We start from the raw sequence: 15,934 nt of genomic DNA on the forward strand, positions 1-15,934 counted from the left end.
GAGTCGCGATGCGAGCACTGATCTTTTCCGCCACCGGAAGCCTCGGCAACCTGACACTCACCGAGCGACCGACCCCGCAGCCGGCGGAGGGCGAGGTCCGGGTGGCGATCCGCGCCGCCGGCCTCAACCCCAGTGACGTGAAAAACGTGCTTGGCCGCTTCCCCTACACCACCACCCCGCGTATTCCCGGCCGTGATTTCGCCGGCGTCATCGACGCCGGCCCCGCCGACATGATCGGCCTGGAAGTGTGGGGCAGTGGCAAGGGCCCCGGCTTCACCCTGGACGGCAGCCACGCGGAGTATCTGGTGGTGCCGGTGAACGGCGTCAGCCGCAAGCCGGCGGCCCTGTCGTTCGCCCAGGCGGCGGTCAGCGGCGTGCCCTATCTGACCGCCCTGGAGTCCCTGGAACGCTGCCAGGTAAAGGCCGGCACCGCGGTGCTGATCATCGGCGCCGGCGCGGTGGCCCGGGCCGCGGCGGGGCTGGCGCGGGCGCTGGGTGCCCGGGTGATCCTGGCGGCGCGCCGTTCCGCCCAGGTGGAGCAGTTCGGCGACCAGGGCCTGCGCGCCCTGACCCTGCCGGCGGCCAACAATCTCGGCGACGAGGTACGCGCACTGCTGGGCGACGCCCCGGAGGTGATCCTGGACACCACCGGCTTCTGGCTGCCCGCCGCGGTGGAAACCGTGGCGCCGTTCGGCCGCATCGCGGTGATCGCCGCGCCGACCAACGGCAAGGTGGAGACACCGATCATCAATTTGTATCGCCGCGGCGGCAGCATCGTGGGCATCAATTCCATGCTTCACGAGCTGCCCGCCAGCGCCGCCATGCTGGACCGGATCGGTGCGTTTTTCGAGAACGGCGCGGTGCCGGCGCCGCTGGAATTCCAGGAAGTCCCGTTTTCCCGGGCCATCGACGCCTACCACGAGATCGACGCCGGCAGCACCCGCAAACGGGCCCTGATCCCGGATTGAGGCGCGGCCCGCCGGCGGCTGTCCGACAACCGGCCCGGTACCTCTTGCCCCGGACCTGACCGGGCGGCTAGAGTGCGCGTGAAGGAGAGGTCGGCCAGCGGCCTCCCGGCGCTTTCCCCGAACCTGGCTTCGGGGTATGCTCAATTCATCGACAACAGCCCGCGGGGCCCCCTTTACCCACTTGGACACACCAGCCGCTTCCCAGCAAGTCAGTCTTGAACCCTACGACTCCCGTCGCCTGGCCAGCCTCTGTGGCCGGCTGGACGAGCACATCAAGCAGATCGCCCAACGCCTGAAGGTGGACATCCGCAACCGCGGTAACGTGTTCCATTTGTCCGGCGACTCCCAGGCGGTGCAGGCCGCGTCCTCGGTGCTCAGTGATCTCTACGAGCAGACCGCGGAAGTGGAAGACCTGACCCCGGAAATGGTGCATCTGCAGCTGCAGCAGTCCGAGCTGTCGGAAAAGGTGGACAACACCGTGGCCTTCCCCAGCGACGAGGTGGTGATCCGCACCAAGCGGGCGCGCATCAAACCGCGCGGCGGCCACCAGCGGGAATACGTCAAGAAGGTACGCCGCTTCGACATCAACTTCGGCATCGGCCCGGCCGGCACCGGCAAGACCTGGCTGGCGGTGGCCTGCGCCGTGGACGCCCTGGAAAAAGCCGAGGTGCAGCGCATTCTGCTGGTGCGCCCGGCGGTGGAGGCCGGCGAGAAGCTGGGCTTCCTGCCCGGCGACCTGGCGGAGAAGATCGACCCCTACCTGCGCCCGCTCTACGACGCCCTCTATGAAATGCTCGGCTTCGAGAAAGTCGCCAAGCTGATGGACCGCATGGTGATCGAGGTGGCGCCGCTGGCCTATATGCGCGGGCGCACCCTGAACAACAGCTTCGTGATTCTCGACGAGGCGCAGAACACCACGCCGGAACAGATGAAGATGTTCCTCACCCGCATCGGCTTCGGCTCCAAGGCGGTGATCACCGGCGACGTGACCCAGGTGGATCTGCCCCGCCATCAGCGCTCCGGGCTGGTCAACGCCCTGGACGTGCTGGACGGCGAGACCGAGATCGGCGTCACCCGTTTCGACAGCCGCGACGTGGTCCGCCACCCGCTGGTGCAACGCATAGTAGAGGCCTACGACCGTCATGAGCGGGATACCGACACCCAGCGTTGAGGTCCAGTGGGCCAGCGACGCCAGCGACGCCCCCGACGAATCGGACTTGCGGGCCTGGGCCCTGAAAGCCGCGGAAGTGGCCGGCGGCGTGGTCGGCGACATCACCGTGCGGGTGGTGGACGACGCCGAGATCCGGGTTCTCAACCGGGAGTACCGGGGCAAGGACAAAGCCACCAATGTCCTGTCCTTTCCCTTCGACATGCCCGAGGGCCTGCCCGAGGACGCCTTCGAGCCGCTGCTTGGCGACATCGTGATCAGCGCGCCGGTGGTGCGCCGCGAAGCCGCCGAGCAGGACAAGGCCCTGGACGCCCACTGGGCGCACATGGTCACCCACGGCGTGCTGCACCTGCTTGGCTACGACCATATCGAGGACGAGGACGCGGAGGTCATGGAGGCCCTGGAAGTCCGCGCCCTGGCCGAGCTGGGCTACCCGGACCCGTACCAACCCCTTGATGATCAACCTTCCACCGAAAGCATGGAGCTCGACCCCTGATGTCGGACGATTATTCCGATAGCGGCACCGGCCGAAGTTGGCTGGAGCGCGTCGGCCAGTTTTTCACCTCCACCCCCGGCTCCCGGGAAGAACTGCTGGCTCTGATGCGCTCCATGCGCGACAGCGACGTGATCGACGGCGACACCCTGGGCATCATCGAAGGCGCCATCTGCGTCTCCGATATGCAGGTGCGGGAAATTCTGATTCCGCGCTCGCAGATGGTCAGCATCCGCGGCTCCGACGACCCCCGCGATTTCCTGCCCACCATCATCGACTGCGCCCACTCCCGTTTCCCGGTGCTGGGCGACGACCCGGACGAAATCATCGGTATTCTGCTGGCCAAGGACCTGCTGGCCCTGATTCTGGAACCGGCCAAGATGGAGCGCTTCTCGATCAAGGACCACGTGCGCTCCGCCATGGTGGTGCCGGAATCCAAGCGTCTGGATTCACTGCTGCGGGAATTCCGCATCACCAAGAATCACATGGCCATCGTGGTCAATGAATACGGCGGCGTGGCCGGGCTGGTCACCATCGAGGACGTGCTGGAACAGATCGTCGGCGAGATCGAGGACGAGCATGACATCGAGGACGACGACTACCTGATCAAGGATCTGGAAGGCGACGACTACACCGTCAAGGCGCTGACGCCCATCGACGAGTTCAACGAACACTTCAAGACCGGCTTCAGCGACGAGGAATTCGACACCATCGGTGGCCTGGTGATGCAGGCCTTCGGGCATCTGCCGCAGCGGGAAGAGGCGGTGGAAATGGGCGGCTTCCGCTTTACCGTGCTGAGCGCCGACGGGCGCACCATCCGGCTGCTGCGGGTCACGCCGCTGGACGCGACCGCCACCGCCGGCGCCGAATAGCGCCGGCGGAGGGGGCCGGAATCAGAGCCTGAACGTCAGAACTTGAACGCCATCCCCAGGGACAGCACTTTCGGGTCACCGCCGGGCACCGTGTTGACCCGGTCGCCGTGGGCATAGTCCGCGGTACGGTAAACACCGCTATCGCCCTGGTTCACCGTGGTGGTGGCCGCCAGGTACAGATCCAGCGCCGGCGCCGCGTGCCAGGTACCCACCAGGCTGTACTGATCGGCCTCGTCGTCACCGGCGTCGGATTCATCGGCGTGGATCCATTGCGCGCCCAGGGTGTAATCCCGCCGTAGATCCCAGGTCACGAAACCGCCCCAGGCATCCCGGTTCAGGTACGCCACGTCGTCGGCTTCCAGCCGGTCGAACAGCGCGCCCACCGTGACCGTTCCGAAGCGGTAGTTGAGGCCGCCGTTAAGGCCGCTCACATCACCGCCGGCGTACAGCTCCGACCAGTCCGCGTAGGCGACGCTGGCCACCAGACCACCCTGGCGCCAGATCGCCGCGCCGCTCCACATGCTGCTGTCGTTGTTGTCGGTGACGCCGTCGGTGTCCTGCTGGCCGGCGCCATACTGCAGCGCCAGCTGCAGACGTTTGTCGAGAAACTTGCGGTCCCAGCGAATCGAGTTCTCCGCGCGCAGGCTCAGGCGCTGGTTGCCGCCGCCGCCTCGACCCAGGATCGCCTGCGGATCGGCCACCGTGGAGGTGAACTGGCTCATGCGGATGCCGTTGCGCTTGTAGGGCGTATCCATGATGCCGAAGCGGATCAGGCCCGCCGGGGTATCGAAACCGGCGAAGGTGTCCCGGTTGCCGATGCCCCGGTTACGGGGCGAGTCCGGGTCGATGTTCTGTTCCACCTGCCAGACCAGATCGTACCGGTCATTCAGGGTGTGACGGCCGCGCAGGCCCAGCACCGAGGTATTGGTGGAAAGGCTGTGGCCGCCGTCCACCAGCCCGGCGGAGGGATTTTCCGGCGTGTCGCCCAGGTCGGAATCCGCGTAGTCCACGGACAAACGCAGGGCGCCGTAGATTTCCAGTTTCTCCGCGGCCAGCGGAATGGCGCCCGCTACCATCGGTGTCAGGCCGGCGAGCAAGACCGGCAGCGCCGGTGCGATTTTTGTTTTCATTCAAGACTCCACATTTTTCGGTTCTTGGTTTTATGAACACGACTTGCCCGGGGCGGCGCGTCGCGGCGCCGCACGGAAAGCGGTTCGAGTGATAAAGAGCGGCTTGGCGGCGCCGCCGGGCCGGATTCACGGATTCAGTTCAGCCAGGATCTCCTCGGTGTGCTCGCCCAGGGCCGGCGCCGGTCGTGGCGACCACAGCGCCTGACCGTCGATCAGCATGGGCAGGCGCAGATCGGTTTCCTGGCCGCCGGCCAGCGGCCCGGTCAGTTGCCGGTGCAGCAGCTGCGGGTCGTCCAGGGCCTGGTCCCGGTCGTAGACCGGCGCCCAGGGAATGTCGCTGGCGTCCAGCGCCCGCGCCCAATGGTCCCGGGGCTCGCCGGCGAACAACGCCTTCAGCAGGCCGTGGACCTCGCGCTTGCGGGCCTGGCGCTCCGCCCGCCGGCGCAGGGCCGGCTCGCGCAACGCCGGGCACCGGTCACCGAACAGCTCGGCGAGCTGGCCCCAATAGCGGTTCTCGAAAATGCCCAGGCTCAGCCACCGGCCGTCGGCGCACAGGAACAGGTCGTTGTCGGGCATCACCGAGCGGGTGTGTTCCATATCCCCGGCCTCGCCGTCGCGCACCGCCAGGGCATGGGGCAGACACCAGGCACTGATCGATTCCTGGATGGCCACATCCAGATGGCAGCCGTCGCCGCCCAGCCGCACCGTCATCAGCGCCTGCACCACGCCCAGGGCGGCGTGCATGGCGGCGGCGTAATCGGCCAGCCGTACCTTGGGCCGGGCGATGCGGTCCTCCACCTGGGAAGGCGTCGCGAAGTAGCCCGCCAGGGACAGGCAGTTGAGATCGTGGGCGGTGCGGTCCCGATAGGGGCCATCCTGGCCGAAGCTGCTGATCGAGCAGTACACCAGCTTCGGGTTAAGGGCCCGCGCCTGGGGCCAGCCGATGCCCAGGCGTTCGGCGACGCCGGGACGAAACCCTTCCAGCACCACATCGGCCCGCCGGAACAGGGCGCGCACGGTGTCCACGCCCTGCTCGCTTTTCAGATCCACGGCGATGGAGCGTTTGCCCCGGTTGTAGGTGGCGAACACCCGCTCCCCCAGGGCTCGCGTGCCGTCGCCGCCGTCGGCGCGCTCCACCTTGATCACCTCGGCGCCCAGCTGCGCCAACAGCAGGCCGGCGTGGGGGCCGGGCAGCAGCCCGGCCAGTTCCACCACCGTGGTGCCCGCCAGCGGCCGGTTCATGAGGACGCGGCCTGGTCGGCGTAGCGCTTCAGATAACCCTTGGCGATGGTGTTACGCTGGATCTCGCTGGTGCCGGTGACGATGCGGTACATGCGCAGCATCCGGAACACCCATTCCACGGTGCTGCCCTGCATCAGCCCCACGCCGCCGTGCACCTGGATGGCGCGGTCGGCGATGGCGAAGGCTTTTTCGGAACAGAACAGCTTGCTCATCGCCGAGGCTTCGCGGGTGTCCTCGCCCCGGTCGATGCGGCGCGCCACATCCAGCATCAGGCAACGGGCGGCGTGCAGGTCGGTGGCCATGTCCGCCAGGGTGTGCTGGATCGCCTGGAAGCCGGCGATCGGCTGGCCGAACTGGCGGCGTCGGGTGGCATAACGGGCGGAGGCGTCCAGGGACTGGATCGCCAGGCCGGTCATGGTCGGGCAATGCAGCAGCCGGTTCACGGTGATCCGCGACATGCCGAGCCGGAACCCCTGCCCTTCCTCGCCGAGCACCTGGGTGGCGGGGATGCGCACGTCCTCCAGGCGGATATCGGCGTGCTGATTCTTGCCGGAAATCGGCGTGTAGTCCGAGCTGACGGTGACCCCGGGGCGGTCGAAGTCGACCAGGAAGGCGGTGACGCCCCGGGCCCCGGCGTTGTCGTCGGTGACCGCCATCAGGATGGCGAAGTCCGCGTAGGGGGCGCCGGAGATATAACGTTTGAGACCGTTGAGCACATAATGGTCACCGTCACGGACCGCCCGGGTGCTCAGGTTGCTGGCGTCGGAGCCCGCTTCCGGCTCGGTGAGCGCGAAGCAGACGGTGCGCTCGGCGCGCACCACCGGCAGCAGGTGGCTTTCCATCTGCCCGGGCGTGGCGATATGGAACAGATGCCCGACCCGGCCCGGGCCACCCAGCTCACCCAGCACATGGGCGGACAGCTTGGCGCCGGAAGCGGCCACGTCTTCCTTGAGCAGGCACTGGTCGTAAACGCTCAGACCCCGGCCGCCCTGGGCCTCGGGCAATTGCGCGCCGTACAGGCCGGCGTCCCGCGACGCTTTCCAGATGCCACGCAGCAAGTCCATGGACGGCTCGCTTTCAAAGCCGATGCCGTGCTCCGCTTCCAGCGGCTTAAGGTAGTTGTCGATGAAGTCACGGGCCTCGGCGCGCACCCGTTCGCCGTTGTCACTGGCGGTGAAGCGTTCGTACATGATGATGCTCCTGTTCGACCGGACGACGATCAGCCGACCTGGCGGTCGTGATCCTTCCAGAAGGTGTCGCGCACCAGGCGCCGGGCCACCTTGCCGTTGGGGTTCTTGGGCAGTTCATCGATGAAGCGCACATGACGGGGCTTCTTGAAGCTGGCCAGGTGCTCGGCGCAGTAGTCGACCAGCACGGCTTCCTCCACGGCTTCGCCGGGGCGGCACACCACGAAGGCGATCACCTGCTCGCCCCACTCCTCGTCCGGCGCGCCCACCACGCAGCACTCCGCCACCGCCGGGTGACGGAACAGCACCGTTTCGATTTCCGCCGGGTAGATGTTGAAGCCGCCGGAAATGATCATGTCCTTCTTACGATCGATGATGTACAGGAAGCCTTCCTCGTCCCGGCGCGCCACGTCACCGGTGTGGTACCAGCCGTCCTGGATCACTTCCTTGGTGAGGTCCGGCGCATTCCAGTAGCCCTGCATCACGTCCGGGCCGCGCACCAGAATTTCACCGGCCTCGCCGTCCGGCAGCGGATTACCGTCGTCGTCGGCGATGATCACCTCGGATTCGCCATAGGGGCGGCCACAGGAGCCGAGCAGCTCCGGCTTGTCGTTCAGGCCGCGCAGGTGGTCTTCCAGGGTGAGGATGGAAATGGTCGAAGTGGTCTCGCCGGCGCCGTAGCCCTGGGTGAAGATCGGGCCGAACATCTCCATCGCCTCGCGCAGCCGCGACGGCGCCATGGGCGCCGCGCCGTAGGTGATGCGACGCAGGCTGGACAGGTCATAGTCACCGGCCAGACCGCTGTCGATCAGGCGATACAGCATGGTGGGCACGGCGAAGAAACGGGTGATGCGCTCGCGCTGGATGGTGGCGAACAGCTCGGCGATGTCGAAGCGGTCGATCAGATAGTTGCAGCCGCCGGTGGTCAGGGTCGGCATGATCTGCATGCCGCTGGCGTGGGTCACCGGGCCCACGTGGCCGAGCACCTCGTCCTGGGCGAACCGGCCTTCCGGCAGCATCAGCGATTTGCGCACCAGCGCCAGGCGGTTACCGAAGGTCTGTACCGCCGCCTTCAGACGGCCGGAGGAACCGGAGGTGTAATGCAGCACGGCGGGCGCGTCCTGATCCACCTGCACCGACGGCAGCGCCGCATCGCCCTTGGCCAGCAGCGCTTCGAAGCCGTCATCGTCCTCGGCGCCGATCACCACCACCCGCTCCACCACCGGCAGATCGTTCCGGCGGTCCAGAATCCCGGGGGCGTGCTCCGGGCCGACGATCAGCACCCGCGCCTGGGCGTCCTCCAGTACGTGCAGGGCTTCCTCGGTGGACAGACGGGCGTTCAGCGGCGCCTTTACCAGTCCCGCCTTGTACAGGGCCACCTCCGCCTCCACCAGTTCCACCCGGTTGAGGCTGTAGAGGGCGACCCGATCACCGGGCTCCAGACCCAGCCCGAGCAATCCATTGGCGAGCCGGTTGGAACGTTCTTCCAGCTGCCGGTAGCTGAGCCGGCGGTGGCGGTCCGCCACCGCCGGGCGGTCCGGCCAATAACGTGCGCTGCGGGTCACCAGATGACCAAGGTTCACTGCCTTCTCCCTGTTCCTGTTATTCGAATGGCCGCCACGAACCGGCGGTAAGTCATTCAAAAATCATGGCCAAGGGCGAATGCATTGAAAAATATTATTTTATGATTTTCGCCATCACATTTCTTTTTATCTGAAACCTGCCTTTTCTGTTCTTTTTTCAAAAAAAAAGGCCGGCCCATGCGAGACCGGCCAGCCCATAGGGAGACGGAAATCAGCGCTTATTTCGTGAGGATCCCGGCTTTTCGTCCACGCCGATGCTGACGCAGAAGACTGATCAATATCACCGCCGCCAGAACGATAAAAATGCAGGCAATGGGACGCTGCAAAAGATACATCGGATCGCCGTCGGCCATGATCATGGCCTGGCCGAAGGCTTCCTCGAACATGGGCCCGAGCACATAGCCGATAATGAAAGTAACGAACGAGAAATTCAGCATGCGCATAAAGAAGCCGGCCACCGCCATGCCGAGCAACAGCCAGGCATCGAACAGGCTGTCGGCGACGATCACGCCGGTGATACACAGCACCACCACGCAGGGAATGATGTAGGTGAGCGGAATACGAATCACCCGGGCAAACAGGCCCATGGTGAACAGACCGGTGATCAGGTTGAGCAGATCACCGATCAGCATCACCGCGAACAGCGAATAGACCAGGCGCGGTTGTTCCGAGAACAACTGCGGGCCGGGCGTCAGGCCGTGGATCAGGAAGGCACCGAGTATGATCGCCGCCGCCACGTTGCCGGGAATGCCCAGCGACAGCAGCGGAATAAAGTTGGCGCCCACCACCGAACTGTTGGCCGCTTCCGAGGCGGCCACGCCGCGGATTTCACCTTTGCCGAAACGCTCCGGATTTTTCGAGGCCCGCTTGGCGGCGGTGTAACCGAGAAAGCCGGCGGCGCTGGAACCGATCCCGGGAATCGCACCGATCAGAGTGCCAATCAGGGTGGAACGTAGAATGGTGGGCAGGATGGTGCGGAAATCCTGCCAGGTAAACGGCTCGCCGGCCTTCACCGATTCGCTGTTCTTCTGGTCCAGGCGCGGCAGGCTGTCGGAGAACACGATTTGCCGGAGAATCTCGCCCAGCGCCAGCACACCGATGCCGGCGGCGGTGATCGAGATGCCGTCCATCAGTTCCGGAATGCCGAAGGTGAGTCGCTCCGCGGCGGTGCTCTGGTCCATGCCCACCAGGCTCATGAACAGGCCCAGGAAAGCGGCGATCAACCCCTTGATCATGGAGTTGCCCACCAGGCCGGCGATGATCACCAGGGCCACCAGAATCACGGCGGCCATTTCCGGCGGGCCCATTTTCATGGCCACGATGGACAACGGCGCGGCCACGAAGATCAGCACCAGATCACTGAGGGTATCGCCGGTCACCGAGGAAAAATGCGCCGCCCGGAGCGCCTTGCGCGCCTTGCCCTGTTGGGTCATGGGGTAGCCGTCGAAGGTGCTGGCGGTGGCCTCCGGCGAACCGGGGGTGTTCATCAGGATCGCCGACACCGCGCCGCCGATGGTGCCCCCCTTGTTGATGCCGATCAGAAAACCCAGCGCCGCCACCGGACTCATATAGAAGGTGTAGGGCACGGCGATGGTAATGGCGATCAACGAACCGACGCCCGGGGCGGCGGCGAACAGCTGGCCAATCAGAATACCGAGCAGCACGAACAGCACGTTGCTCAGGGTAAAGGCGTCGGAGAAACCGGCGAGTATCGTTTCCATGGGAATCTCCTAAGGCAGCGGGGTGCCCAGCACGCGATCAAACAGAACCCAGAGAAACAGGCTCCAGCCCACCGAGGTCAGCACGATGGGCAACCAGCGGCGCTCACCCATGAGCAGCATCAGCAGGGCCACCGCCACCACCGCCGCCGCCACAAAACCGACCCACTGCATCAGCGCCAGCACCAGGGCCAGCACCGCCAGCACCACCACCAGCCGCTTCAGAGCGGCGCGGCTGACCGGCGCCAGCCGTTCGGCCAGAGCACGGTCACGGGCGCTGAAGATCACCAGCGCCACGCCCAGCACCGTCACCGCCGTGGCGCACAGGTACGGAAAGGCCCGGGGCGACAGCCCGAACCCCAGGCTCGGGCTGATGTGTTGGGGAATCAGATAAAGCAGGGCGAAGAGGCCGGCCAGGGTGACGACCACCCCCGCCGACAGATCCACGATCCGAGCGTTCATGACAGCTTTGCCTCGAAAAAACGCGGTGATTATTCGGAGAATTCGCGCTCGTTATCGGCGCTGCGGAGCTGGATAAAGCGGGTCAGTTTTTCCGCCGGCAGCACCACATTGGGGAACTTCATTTTTTCTTCGGCCAGGTTCACCACGTCCTTGGAGGTGGCCGCCTTGCGGATCGCCGCCAGCAGCTTTTCACGGGTCGGCGCGGGAATGCCCTTGGGCGCCGCCAGCATGAAATAGCTGGTGTAGCTGCGGTCGTAGCCCTGCTCACGGATGGTGGGCACATCCGGGGAGGTGCGCAGACGCTCGCTGTTCATGGCCACGATCACCTTGACGCCCTGGTCGTTCAGGTACGCCTGATGCACGCCGGCGCTCCAGCCCACGTCCAGGTGACGGCCCATCACATCGGTGATGATCTGGCGCCCGCCCTTGATCGGCACGGTGCGCACACGGATGTCTTCCTGCTTGGCCAGACGTTCCGCGAACTTGGTGGTGATCGGCGACAGCGAACCGAAGGTGAGGCCGCCCTGCTCGCGGGCATAGGCGAGCATCTCTTCCCAGGTGGAAAACGGCGCGCTGGCGCCGGCCACCAGGGCGTTCTGCAGCTCGGTGACGGTAGCCAGATAATCGAAATCATCGGGCTGATAGGCGGTGCGCACGATGAACGGCAGCGCATCGAAGGTGGAATCCGAGGTAAAGCCAATGGTGTAACCGTCCGCCGGAGCGCGTTGCAGCAGGGTGGCCATCACCACGCCGCCGCCGCCGGCTTTGTTCTCCACCACCACCGGCTGGCCCAGGTCTTCTTCCAGGGCCCGGGCCATCAAGCGCGCCAGGGTGTCGGCGCCGCCCCCGGCGGAAAAGCCCACCAGCAGCGTAATCGGTTTGGATGGCCATTGATCCGCCGTCGCCGACGGGGAAAGGGTCATCGCGGTCAGGGTGCACACCGCCAGAACGGCGGCGGCGCAGTGTTTTATTAGTCTCATTCTGCTCTCCACGGGCAGCTCGCCCAGTTTTCTTTTTTGCACGGAGGGCCAGGGGCCCAAAGCGTTCCAAGCAGAGTACGAGGGCCACTCAGGAGAAAAAAATATTATTTCACGATATCAGACATCATATTTTTTAATGCCGGCATCTGCTCCGCCGGCAGCACCACCTCGGCCTGCCAGTCGCCGGACCGGGCGGCCTCCACCATCAGGGTGATCAGCCCGTCGCGCACCCGTTCCGCCGGGCGCGACAGGGGGCGCTTGCGCGGCCAGGCCACGGTCATCAGGCGCTGCACCAGAGGGTTGACGATGCGCCGCGCCCGACGCGGATGGGTGCGGTTGTCCGCCAGCGGCATGGGCAGATTGGCGATGATGCAGGCCATGCCCTGATCCACCACCGAGGCCAGCGTTTTCGGGCCGTTCTGTTCGAAGCGCAGGTTCAGCTGGGCGCCGGCGGCCACCACGTGCTCGTCGATCACGCGGCGCATATTGTGAGTGCGGTCGCCGAGAATCAGCGGCCGGCTCACCGCGTCCGCCAGATCGATATCGCCGGTTTCCGGCCCCACCAGCTCCGGCGCGCCGATCAGGTAAAAGTACTCGCGCAGTACCGGGATCGACTCCACGTCATCCAGTTCCGCGGCGTTGGGGTTGACCCCCAGCTCCACCTTGCCGGTTTCCACCACATGGCCGCTTTCCGAACTGAGGCCCTCGACGATGTGCAACCGGATACGGGGATAGTGCTGCTCCAGCCAGGCCAGCAGGCGCGGCGCCAGAAAAGCGGTCACCGTCACCGGCAGGGCGATGATCACGTCGCCGGCGGGCTCCGATTCCAGCGAAGTGCGCAGATCGTTACGGGCAATTTCCATCTGCCGCAGGATCAGCCGGGCGTGGTTGACCAGCCGCTGGCCGTGGCGGGTGGGCGCCACCCCCCGATTGGTGCGCTCGAACAGCTGCACCGCCAGCTCTTTTTCCAGGCCGATGATTTGCTGGCTGAGGGCCGGCTGCACGATATTCAGCCGCTGGGCGGCGGCGGAAAAGCTGCCTTCCTCGAACACCGCCACCAGCGCGTTCAGTTGCTTCAGGTTCATGGGCGTCTCCCGACGGCGCCGGGGCCGGCCCGGCGAATCGTTTTTTGTGATGCGAAGGGCGCCTTTATCTCTTTTTGCTATGGCAATGGCAAGTGTCGCGCCGCCGCCGTCCCATGGCATGAAACGCTGAATTTGCGTATAACGTGGCTTCACCCGCCGGGGCGCTTGCCCCGCCATCATTCCAGCACCGGGACCGCCGACATCCATGCTCAACCTGCTGCTTGCCCTGATCGCCGGGCTACTGTTTCCACTGGCGTTCGCGCCCTACGACCTGTGGCCGCTGCTGCCGGTGAGCCTGGCCCTCGGCTACGTGACCCTGGTGCGCGCACCGACCCCGCGCCGGGCGTTGCTGCACGGCTGGCTGTACGGGCTGGGCCTGTTCGGCTTCGGCGTCAGTTGGCTGCATGTGTCGATGACCGACTACGGCTTCATGCCGCTGTGGATGGCGATTCCGTTCACCGCCGCGTTCGCCGCCGTGATGGCGCTGTTCCCCGGCCTCACCTTCTGGCTGACCCGGCGGATGGGCGGCGGCGCGCTGATGTTCGCCGGGGTCTGGGTGCTGCTGGACTGGGTGCGCGGCTGGCTGTTCACCGGGTTCCCCTGGCTGTACGCCGGCTACGCCGCCATCGACACGCCGCTGTCCGGGCTGGCGCCGCTGGGCGGCATCTGGGCGATGACCCTGGCGGCGGTGCTGCTGTCCGCCACCGGCATTGATCTGATCGCCCGGCGCGGGCGCGCCACCGGCCCGCTGGCGCTGTCGGCGCTGCTGGTGGTGGCCGCCCTGGTGGGCGGCCAGTTGACCTTTACCCACCCCGCCGGCGACCGCCAGGCGGTGGCCCTGGCCCAGGGCAACGTGCCCCAGGACCTGAAATGGCTGGCCACCATGCGCCAGGAAACCCGCGAGATCTACGCCGGCCTCACCGACCAGGTGCCCGACGGCACCCTGGTGATCTGGCCGGAGTCGGCGATGATCGAGTTCTACCAGGACATCCAGGGCTTCGTGGACGGCGAGGGCCAGGCCCTGGCCGCCCGGGGCGGGGCGCTGATCAGCGGCCTGCCCTGGCGCGACGACCGCCACCTGCCCACCACCTACCACAACAGCATCGCGGTGGTGGGCACCGACCACGACGACGGCGTCTACCACAAACAAAAGCTGGTGCCGTTCGGCGAGTACGTACCGTTCCAGGACCTGCTGCGCGGGCTGATTCCATTCTTCGATCTGCCCATGTCCAGCTTCACGCCGGGCCACCCGGGCCAGCCCAACCTGCACGCCCTGGGCCATGAGATCGCGCCCTTTATTTGCTACGAGATTCTCTACCCGGATCTGGTGGCCACCCGCAGCGCCGGCGCCGATGTGCTGCTGACAATCAGCAACGACGCCTGGTTCGGCACCTCCGCCGGGCCCCATCAGCACTTTCAGATGAGCCGCCTGCGCGCCGTGGAAACCGGCCGCTGGCTGCTGCGCGGCACCAACAACGGCATCACCGCGGTGGTCGACCACCACGGCAAGGTGCGCGACCGGCTGCCCCAGTTCCAGCGCGACCTGCTGCTCACCGAGTACCAGCCCCGCCAGGGCAGCACCCCGTTCATGGCCACCGGCGCCTGGCCCACCCTGCTGCTGGCGCTGGCCCTGGTGGTGCTGAATCGGGGGCGCCGGGCCCGGGGTCTGCTGGATACCTTCCCCGGGCGCTGAGGCCACGTGGCGCCCATTTATATTTTTTAGGAATAAGCATATAACCTGTTTGACAGCGCCGCCCCGGCCTCCTATAAACAGCACCAGGGATCCCTTTTTCCCGAGGAGGCCGTCATGACATCCGCGCCCACCGAACACCCCCAGGTGGAAAGCTTTTTCGATCACGACACCAACACCGTCAGCTATGTGGTCATCGACCCGGCGACCCGCCATTGCGCCATCGTCGACTCGGTGCTCGATTACGACCCGGCCGCCGGCCGTACCCGCCATCAGGGCGCCCGGCGCCTGGTGGATTTCGTGCGCGCCCACGAGCTGACCGTGGAATGGCTGCTGGAGACCCACGTGCACGCCGACCACCTGTCGGCGGCGCCCTGGCTGCAGGAACGGGTGGGCGGCAAGCTGGCCATCGGCGACCGGATCCGCACCGTGCAGGAGACCTTCGGCCGCATTTTCAACGCCGGCACCGACTTCGCCCGGGACGGCGGCCAGTTCGATCATCTGTTCCACGACGGCGAAACCTACTCAATCGGCAACCTGTCCTGCCGCGCCCTGCACACCCCCGGCCATACCCCGGCCTGCATGAGCCACCTGATCGGTGACGCCGTGTTCGTCGGCGACACCCTGTTCATGCCGGACTACGGCACCGCCCGCTGCGACTTCCCCGGCGGCGACGCCCGCACCCTGTATCGCTCGATCCAGAAGTTGCTGGCCCTGCCCGATCAGACCCGCATGTTTCTGTGCCACGACTATCTGCCGGAGGGCCGCGAGGACTTCCACTGGCAAACCACCGTGGGCGACCAGCGCCGGGACAATATCCATGTCCACGAGGGCATCGCCGAGGACGCCTTCGTGGCCATGCGCGAGCAGCGCGACGCCACCCTGGGCATGCCCCGGCTGATTCTGCCGTCGGTGCAGGTGAACATGCGCGCCGGCCATCTGCCGCCGGCGGAGAGCAACGGCACCCGCTATCTGAAGATTCCCCTCAACGTATTCGGCGCCCCGGAGGCCCCATGAGCGACTTTACCCATCTCACCCCGGACCTGGCGGTATCGCCCCAGCTGCGCCCCGAGGACATGGCCGCCCTGGCGCGGGCCGGTTTCCGGGTGGTGATCAACAACCGGCCGGACGGCGAAGGCGAGGACCAGCCGGACCACCGGACCATGGAACAGGCCGCCCGGGCGGCGGGGCTGGAGTATCACTACCAGCCGGTGGTGGCCAGCGAGATCAACGACGACGACGCCCGCCGCTTCGCCGAGCTGGTCCGCCAGCAACCGGGCCCGGTGCTGGCGTTCTGCCGCACCGGCAACCGCTGCGGCAAACTGTGGGAACGGGCACAAACCCTGAACCCCTGAA

Annotated in this window: 15 protein-coding genes; 7 read left to right on the top strand and 8 right to left on the bottom strand. The window is 66.3% G+C overall.

The features are described from left to right. Positions 1 to 8 precede the first annotated feature (8 nt). The 4 genes from ACLD0W_RS01280 (at position 9) to ACLD0W_RS01295 (ending at position 3,501) form a co-directional block, all read left to right on the top strand. Positions 9 to 968: a zinc-binding alcohol dehydrogenase family protein gene (locus tag ACLD0W_RS01280; RefSeq protein ID WP_410305710.1), complete on the top strand. Its 960-nt coding sequence runs from the start codon at positions 9 to 11 to the stop codon at positions 966 to 968. Between the two features lie 181 nt (positions 969 to 1,149). After that, positions 1,150 to 2,139, top strand: coding sequence for a PhoH family protein (locus tag ACLD0W_RS01285; RefSeq protein WP_410305711.1), 990 nt, complete (start codon positions 1,150 to 1,152; stop codon positions 2,137 to 2,139). Continuing rightward, on the top strand, positions 2,111 to 2,632 hold the full coding sequence (ybeY, locus tag ACLD0W_RS01290; RefSeq protein WP_204427076.1) for an rRNA maturation RNase YbeY: 522 nt from the start codon (positions 2,111 to 2,113) through the stop codon (positions 2,630 to 2,632). The genes ACLD0W_RS01285 and ybeY overlap by 29 nt, the downstream gene beginning before the upstream one ends. Then, complete coding sequence (locus ACLD0W_RS01295) at positions 2,632 to 3,501, top strand: HlyC/CorC family transporter (RefSeq protein WP_410305712.1); 870 nt, start codon at positions 2,632 to 2,634, stop codon at positions 3,499 to 3,501. The genes ybeY and ACLD0W_RS01295 overlap by 1 nt, the downstream gene beginning before the upstream one ends. Positions 3,502 to 3,536: 35 nt before the next feature. Here the strand turns inward: ACLD0W_RS01295 and ACLD0W_RS01300 are convergent, their stop codons facing one another. The 8 genes from ACLD0W_RS01300 to ACLD0W_RS01335 form a co-directional block, all read right to left on the bottom strand. Beyond that, the gene (locus ACLD0W_RS01300; RefSeq protein ID WP_410305713.1) at positions 3,537 to 4,631 is read right to left on the bottom strand and encodes a porin; all 1,095 of its coding nucleotides are present in this window, start codon (positions 4,629 to 4,631) and stop codon (positions 3,537 to 3,539) included. A gap of 126 nt (positions 4,632 to 4,757) precedes the next feature. After that, the gene (locus ACLD0W_RS01305; protein WP_410305714.1) at positions 4,758 to 5,873 is read right to left on the bottom strand and encodes a CaiB/BaiF CoA transferase family protein; all 1,116 of its coding nucleotides are present in this window, start codon (positions 5,871 to 5,873) and stop codon (positions 4,758 to 4,760) included. Continuing rightward, a complete protein-coding gene (locus ACLD0W_RS01310) occupies positions 5,870 to 7,063 on the bottom strand; it encodes an acyl-CoA dehydrogenase family protein (protein WP_410305715.1) in 1,194 nt (397 codons plus the stop codon). Before ACLD0W_RS01310 ends, ACLD0W_RS01305 begins: the two co-directional genes overlap by 4 nt. Before the next feature lie 29 nt (positions 7,064 to 7,092). Beyond that, positions 7,093 to 8,643, bottom strand: a complete 1,551-nt coding sequence (locus tag ACLD0W_RS01315) for an acyl-CoA synthetase (RefSeq protein ID WP_410305716.1) — start codon at positions 8,641 to 8,643, stop codon at positions 7,093 to 7,095. Between the two features lie 218 nt (positions 8,644 to 8,861). Further along, positions 8,862 to 10,364, bottom strand: coding sequence for a tripartite tricarboxylate transporter permease (locus ACLD0W_RS01320; protein WP_410305717.1), 1,503 nt, complete (start codon positions 10,362 to 10,364; stop codon positions 8,862 to 8,864). Between the two features lie 9 nt (positions 10,365 to 10,373). Further along, positions 10,374 to 10,823, bottom strand: coding sequence for a tripartite tricarboxylate transporter TctB family protein (locus ACLD0W_RS01325; protein ID WP_410305718.1), 450 nt, complete (start codon positions 10,821 to 10,823; stop codon positions 10,374 to 10,376). A 29-nt stretch (positions 10,824 to 10,852) separates the two neighbouring features. After that, positions 10,853 to 11,803 (bottom strand): tripartite tricarboxylate transporter substrate binding protein, encoded by a 951-nt coding sequence (locus ACLD0W_RS01330; protein ID WP_410305719.1) that lies wholly within the window; start codon positions 11,801 to 11,803, stop codon positions 10,853 to 10,855. A 104-nt stretch (positions 11,804 to 11,907) separates the two neighbouring features. Continuing rightward, on the bottom strand, positions 11,908 to 12,888 hold the full coding sequence (locus ACLD0W_RS01335; RefSeq protein ID WP_410305720.1) for a LysR family transcriptional regulator: 981 nt from the start codon (positions 12,886 to 12,888) through the stop codon (positions 11,908 to 11,910). A 205-nt stretch (positions 12,889 to 13,093) separates the two neighbouring features. Between ACLD0W_RS01335 and lnt the strand changes: the two genes are divergently transcribed. The 3 genes from lnt (at position 13,094) to ACLD0W_RS01350 (ending at position 15,933) form a co-directional block, all read left to right on the top strand. Further along, the gene (gene lnt / locus ACLD0W_RS01340; RefSeq protein ID WP_410305721.1) at positions 13,094 to 14,581 is read left to right on the top strand and encodes an apolipoprotein N-acyltransferase; all 1,488 of its coding nucleotides are present in this window, start codon (positions 13,094 to 13,096) and stop codon (positions 14,579 to 14,581) included. Positions 14,582 to 14,695: 114 nt separating this feature from the next. Then, a complete protein-coding gene (locus ACLD0W_RS01345) occupies positions 14,696 to 15,595 on the top strand; it encodes an MBL fold metallo-hydrolase (RefSeq protein ID WP_410305722.1) in 900 nt (299 codons plus the stop codon). Then, entirely contained in the window at positions 15,592 to 15,933 is a 342-nt protein-coding gene (locus ACLD0W_RS01350) for a TIGR01244 family sulfur transferase (protein WP_410305723.1), read from the top strand. Before ACLD0W_RS01345 ends, ACLD0W_RS01350 begins: the two co-directional genes overlap by 4 nt. Position 15,934 lies beyond the last annotated feature (1 nt).

This window comes from Alloalcanivorax sp. C16-1 (assembly GCF_046507805.1).
In the GTDB taxonomy this organism is placed as follows: domain Bacteria; phylum Pseudomonadota; class Gammaproteobacteria; order Pseudomonadales; family Alcanivoracaceae; genus Alloalcanivorax.

Coding starts and splice junctions, on each gene's coding strand:
- ACLD0W_RS01330 (WP_410305719.1), bottom strand. CDS start 11,803: ATGAGACTAATAAAACACTGCGCCGCCGCCGTTCTGGCGGTGTGCACC.
- ACLD0W_RS01335 (WP_410305720.1), bottom strand. CDS start 12,888: ATGAACCTGAAGCAACTGAACGCGCTGGTGGCGGTGTTCGAGGAAGGC.
- ACLD0W_RS01305 (WP_410305714.1), bottom strand. CDS start 5,873: ATGAACCGGCCGCTGGCGGGCACCACGGTGGTGGAACTGGCCGGGCTG.
- ACLD0W_RS01345 (WP_410305722.1), top strand. CDS start 14,696: ATGACATCCGCGCCCACCGAACACCCCCAGGTGGAAAGCTTTTTCGAT.
- ACLD0W_RS01310 (WP_410305715.1), bottom strand. CDS start 7,063: ATGTACGAACGCTTCACCGCCAGTGACAACGGCGAACGGGTGCGCGCC.
- ACLD0W_RS01280 (WP_410305710.1), top strand. CDS start 9: ATGCGAGCACTGATCTTTTCCGCCACCGGAAGCCTCGGCAACCTGACA.
- ACLD0W_RS01325 (WP_410305718.1), bottom strand. CDS start 10,823: ATGAACGCTCGGATCGTGGATCTGTCGGCGGGGGTGGTCGTCACCCTG.
- ACLD0W_RS01320 (WP_410305717.1), bottom strand. CDS start 10,364: ATGGAAACGATACTCGCCGGTTTCTCCGACGCCTTTACCCTGAGCAAC.
- ybeY (WP_204427076.1), top strand. CDS start 2,111: ATGAGCGGGATACCGACACCCAGCGTTGAGGTCCAGTGGGCCAGCGAC.
- ACLD0W_RS01300 (WP_410305713.1), bottom strand. CDS start 4,631: ATGAAAACAAAAATCGCACCGGCGCTGCCGGTCTTGCTCGCCGGCCTG.
- ACLD0W_RS01295 (WP_410305712.1), top strand. CDS start 2,632: ATGTCGGACGATTATTCCGATAGCGGCACCGGCCGAAGTTGGCTGGAG.
- lnt (WP_410305721.1), top strand. CDS start 13,094: ATGCTCAACCTGCTGCTTGCCCTGATCGCCGGGCTACTGTTTCCACTG.
- ACLD0W_RS01350 (WP_410305723.1), top strand. CDS start 15,592: ATGAGCGACTTTACCCATCTCACCCCGGACCTGGCGGTATCGCCCCAG.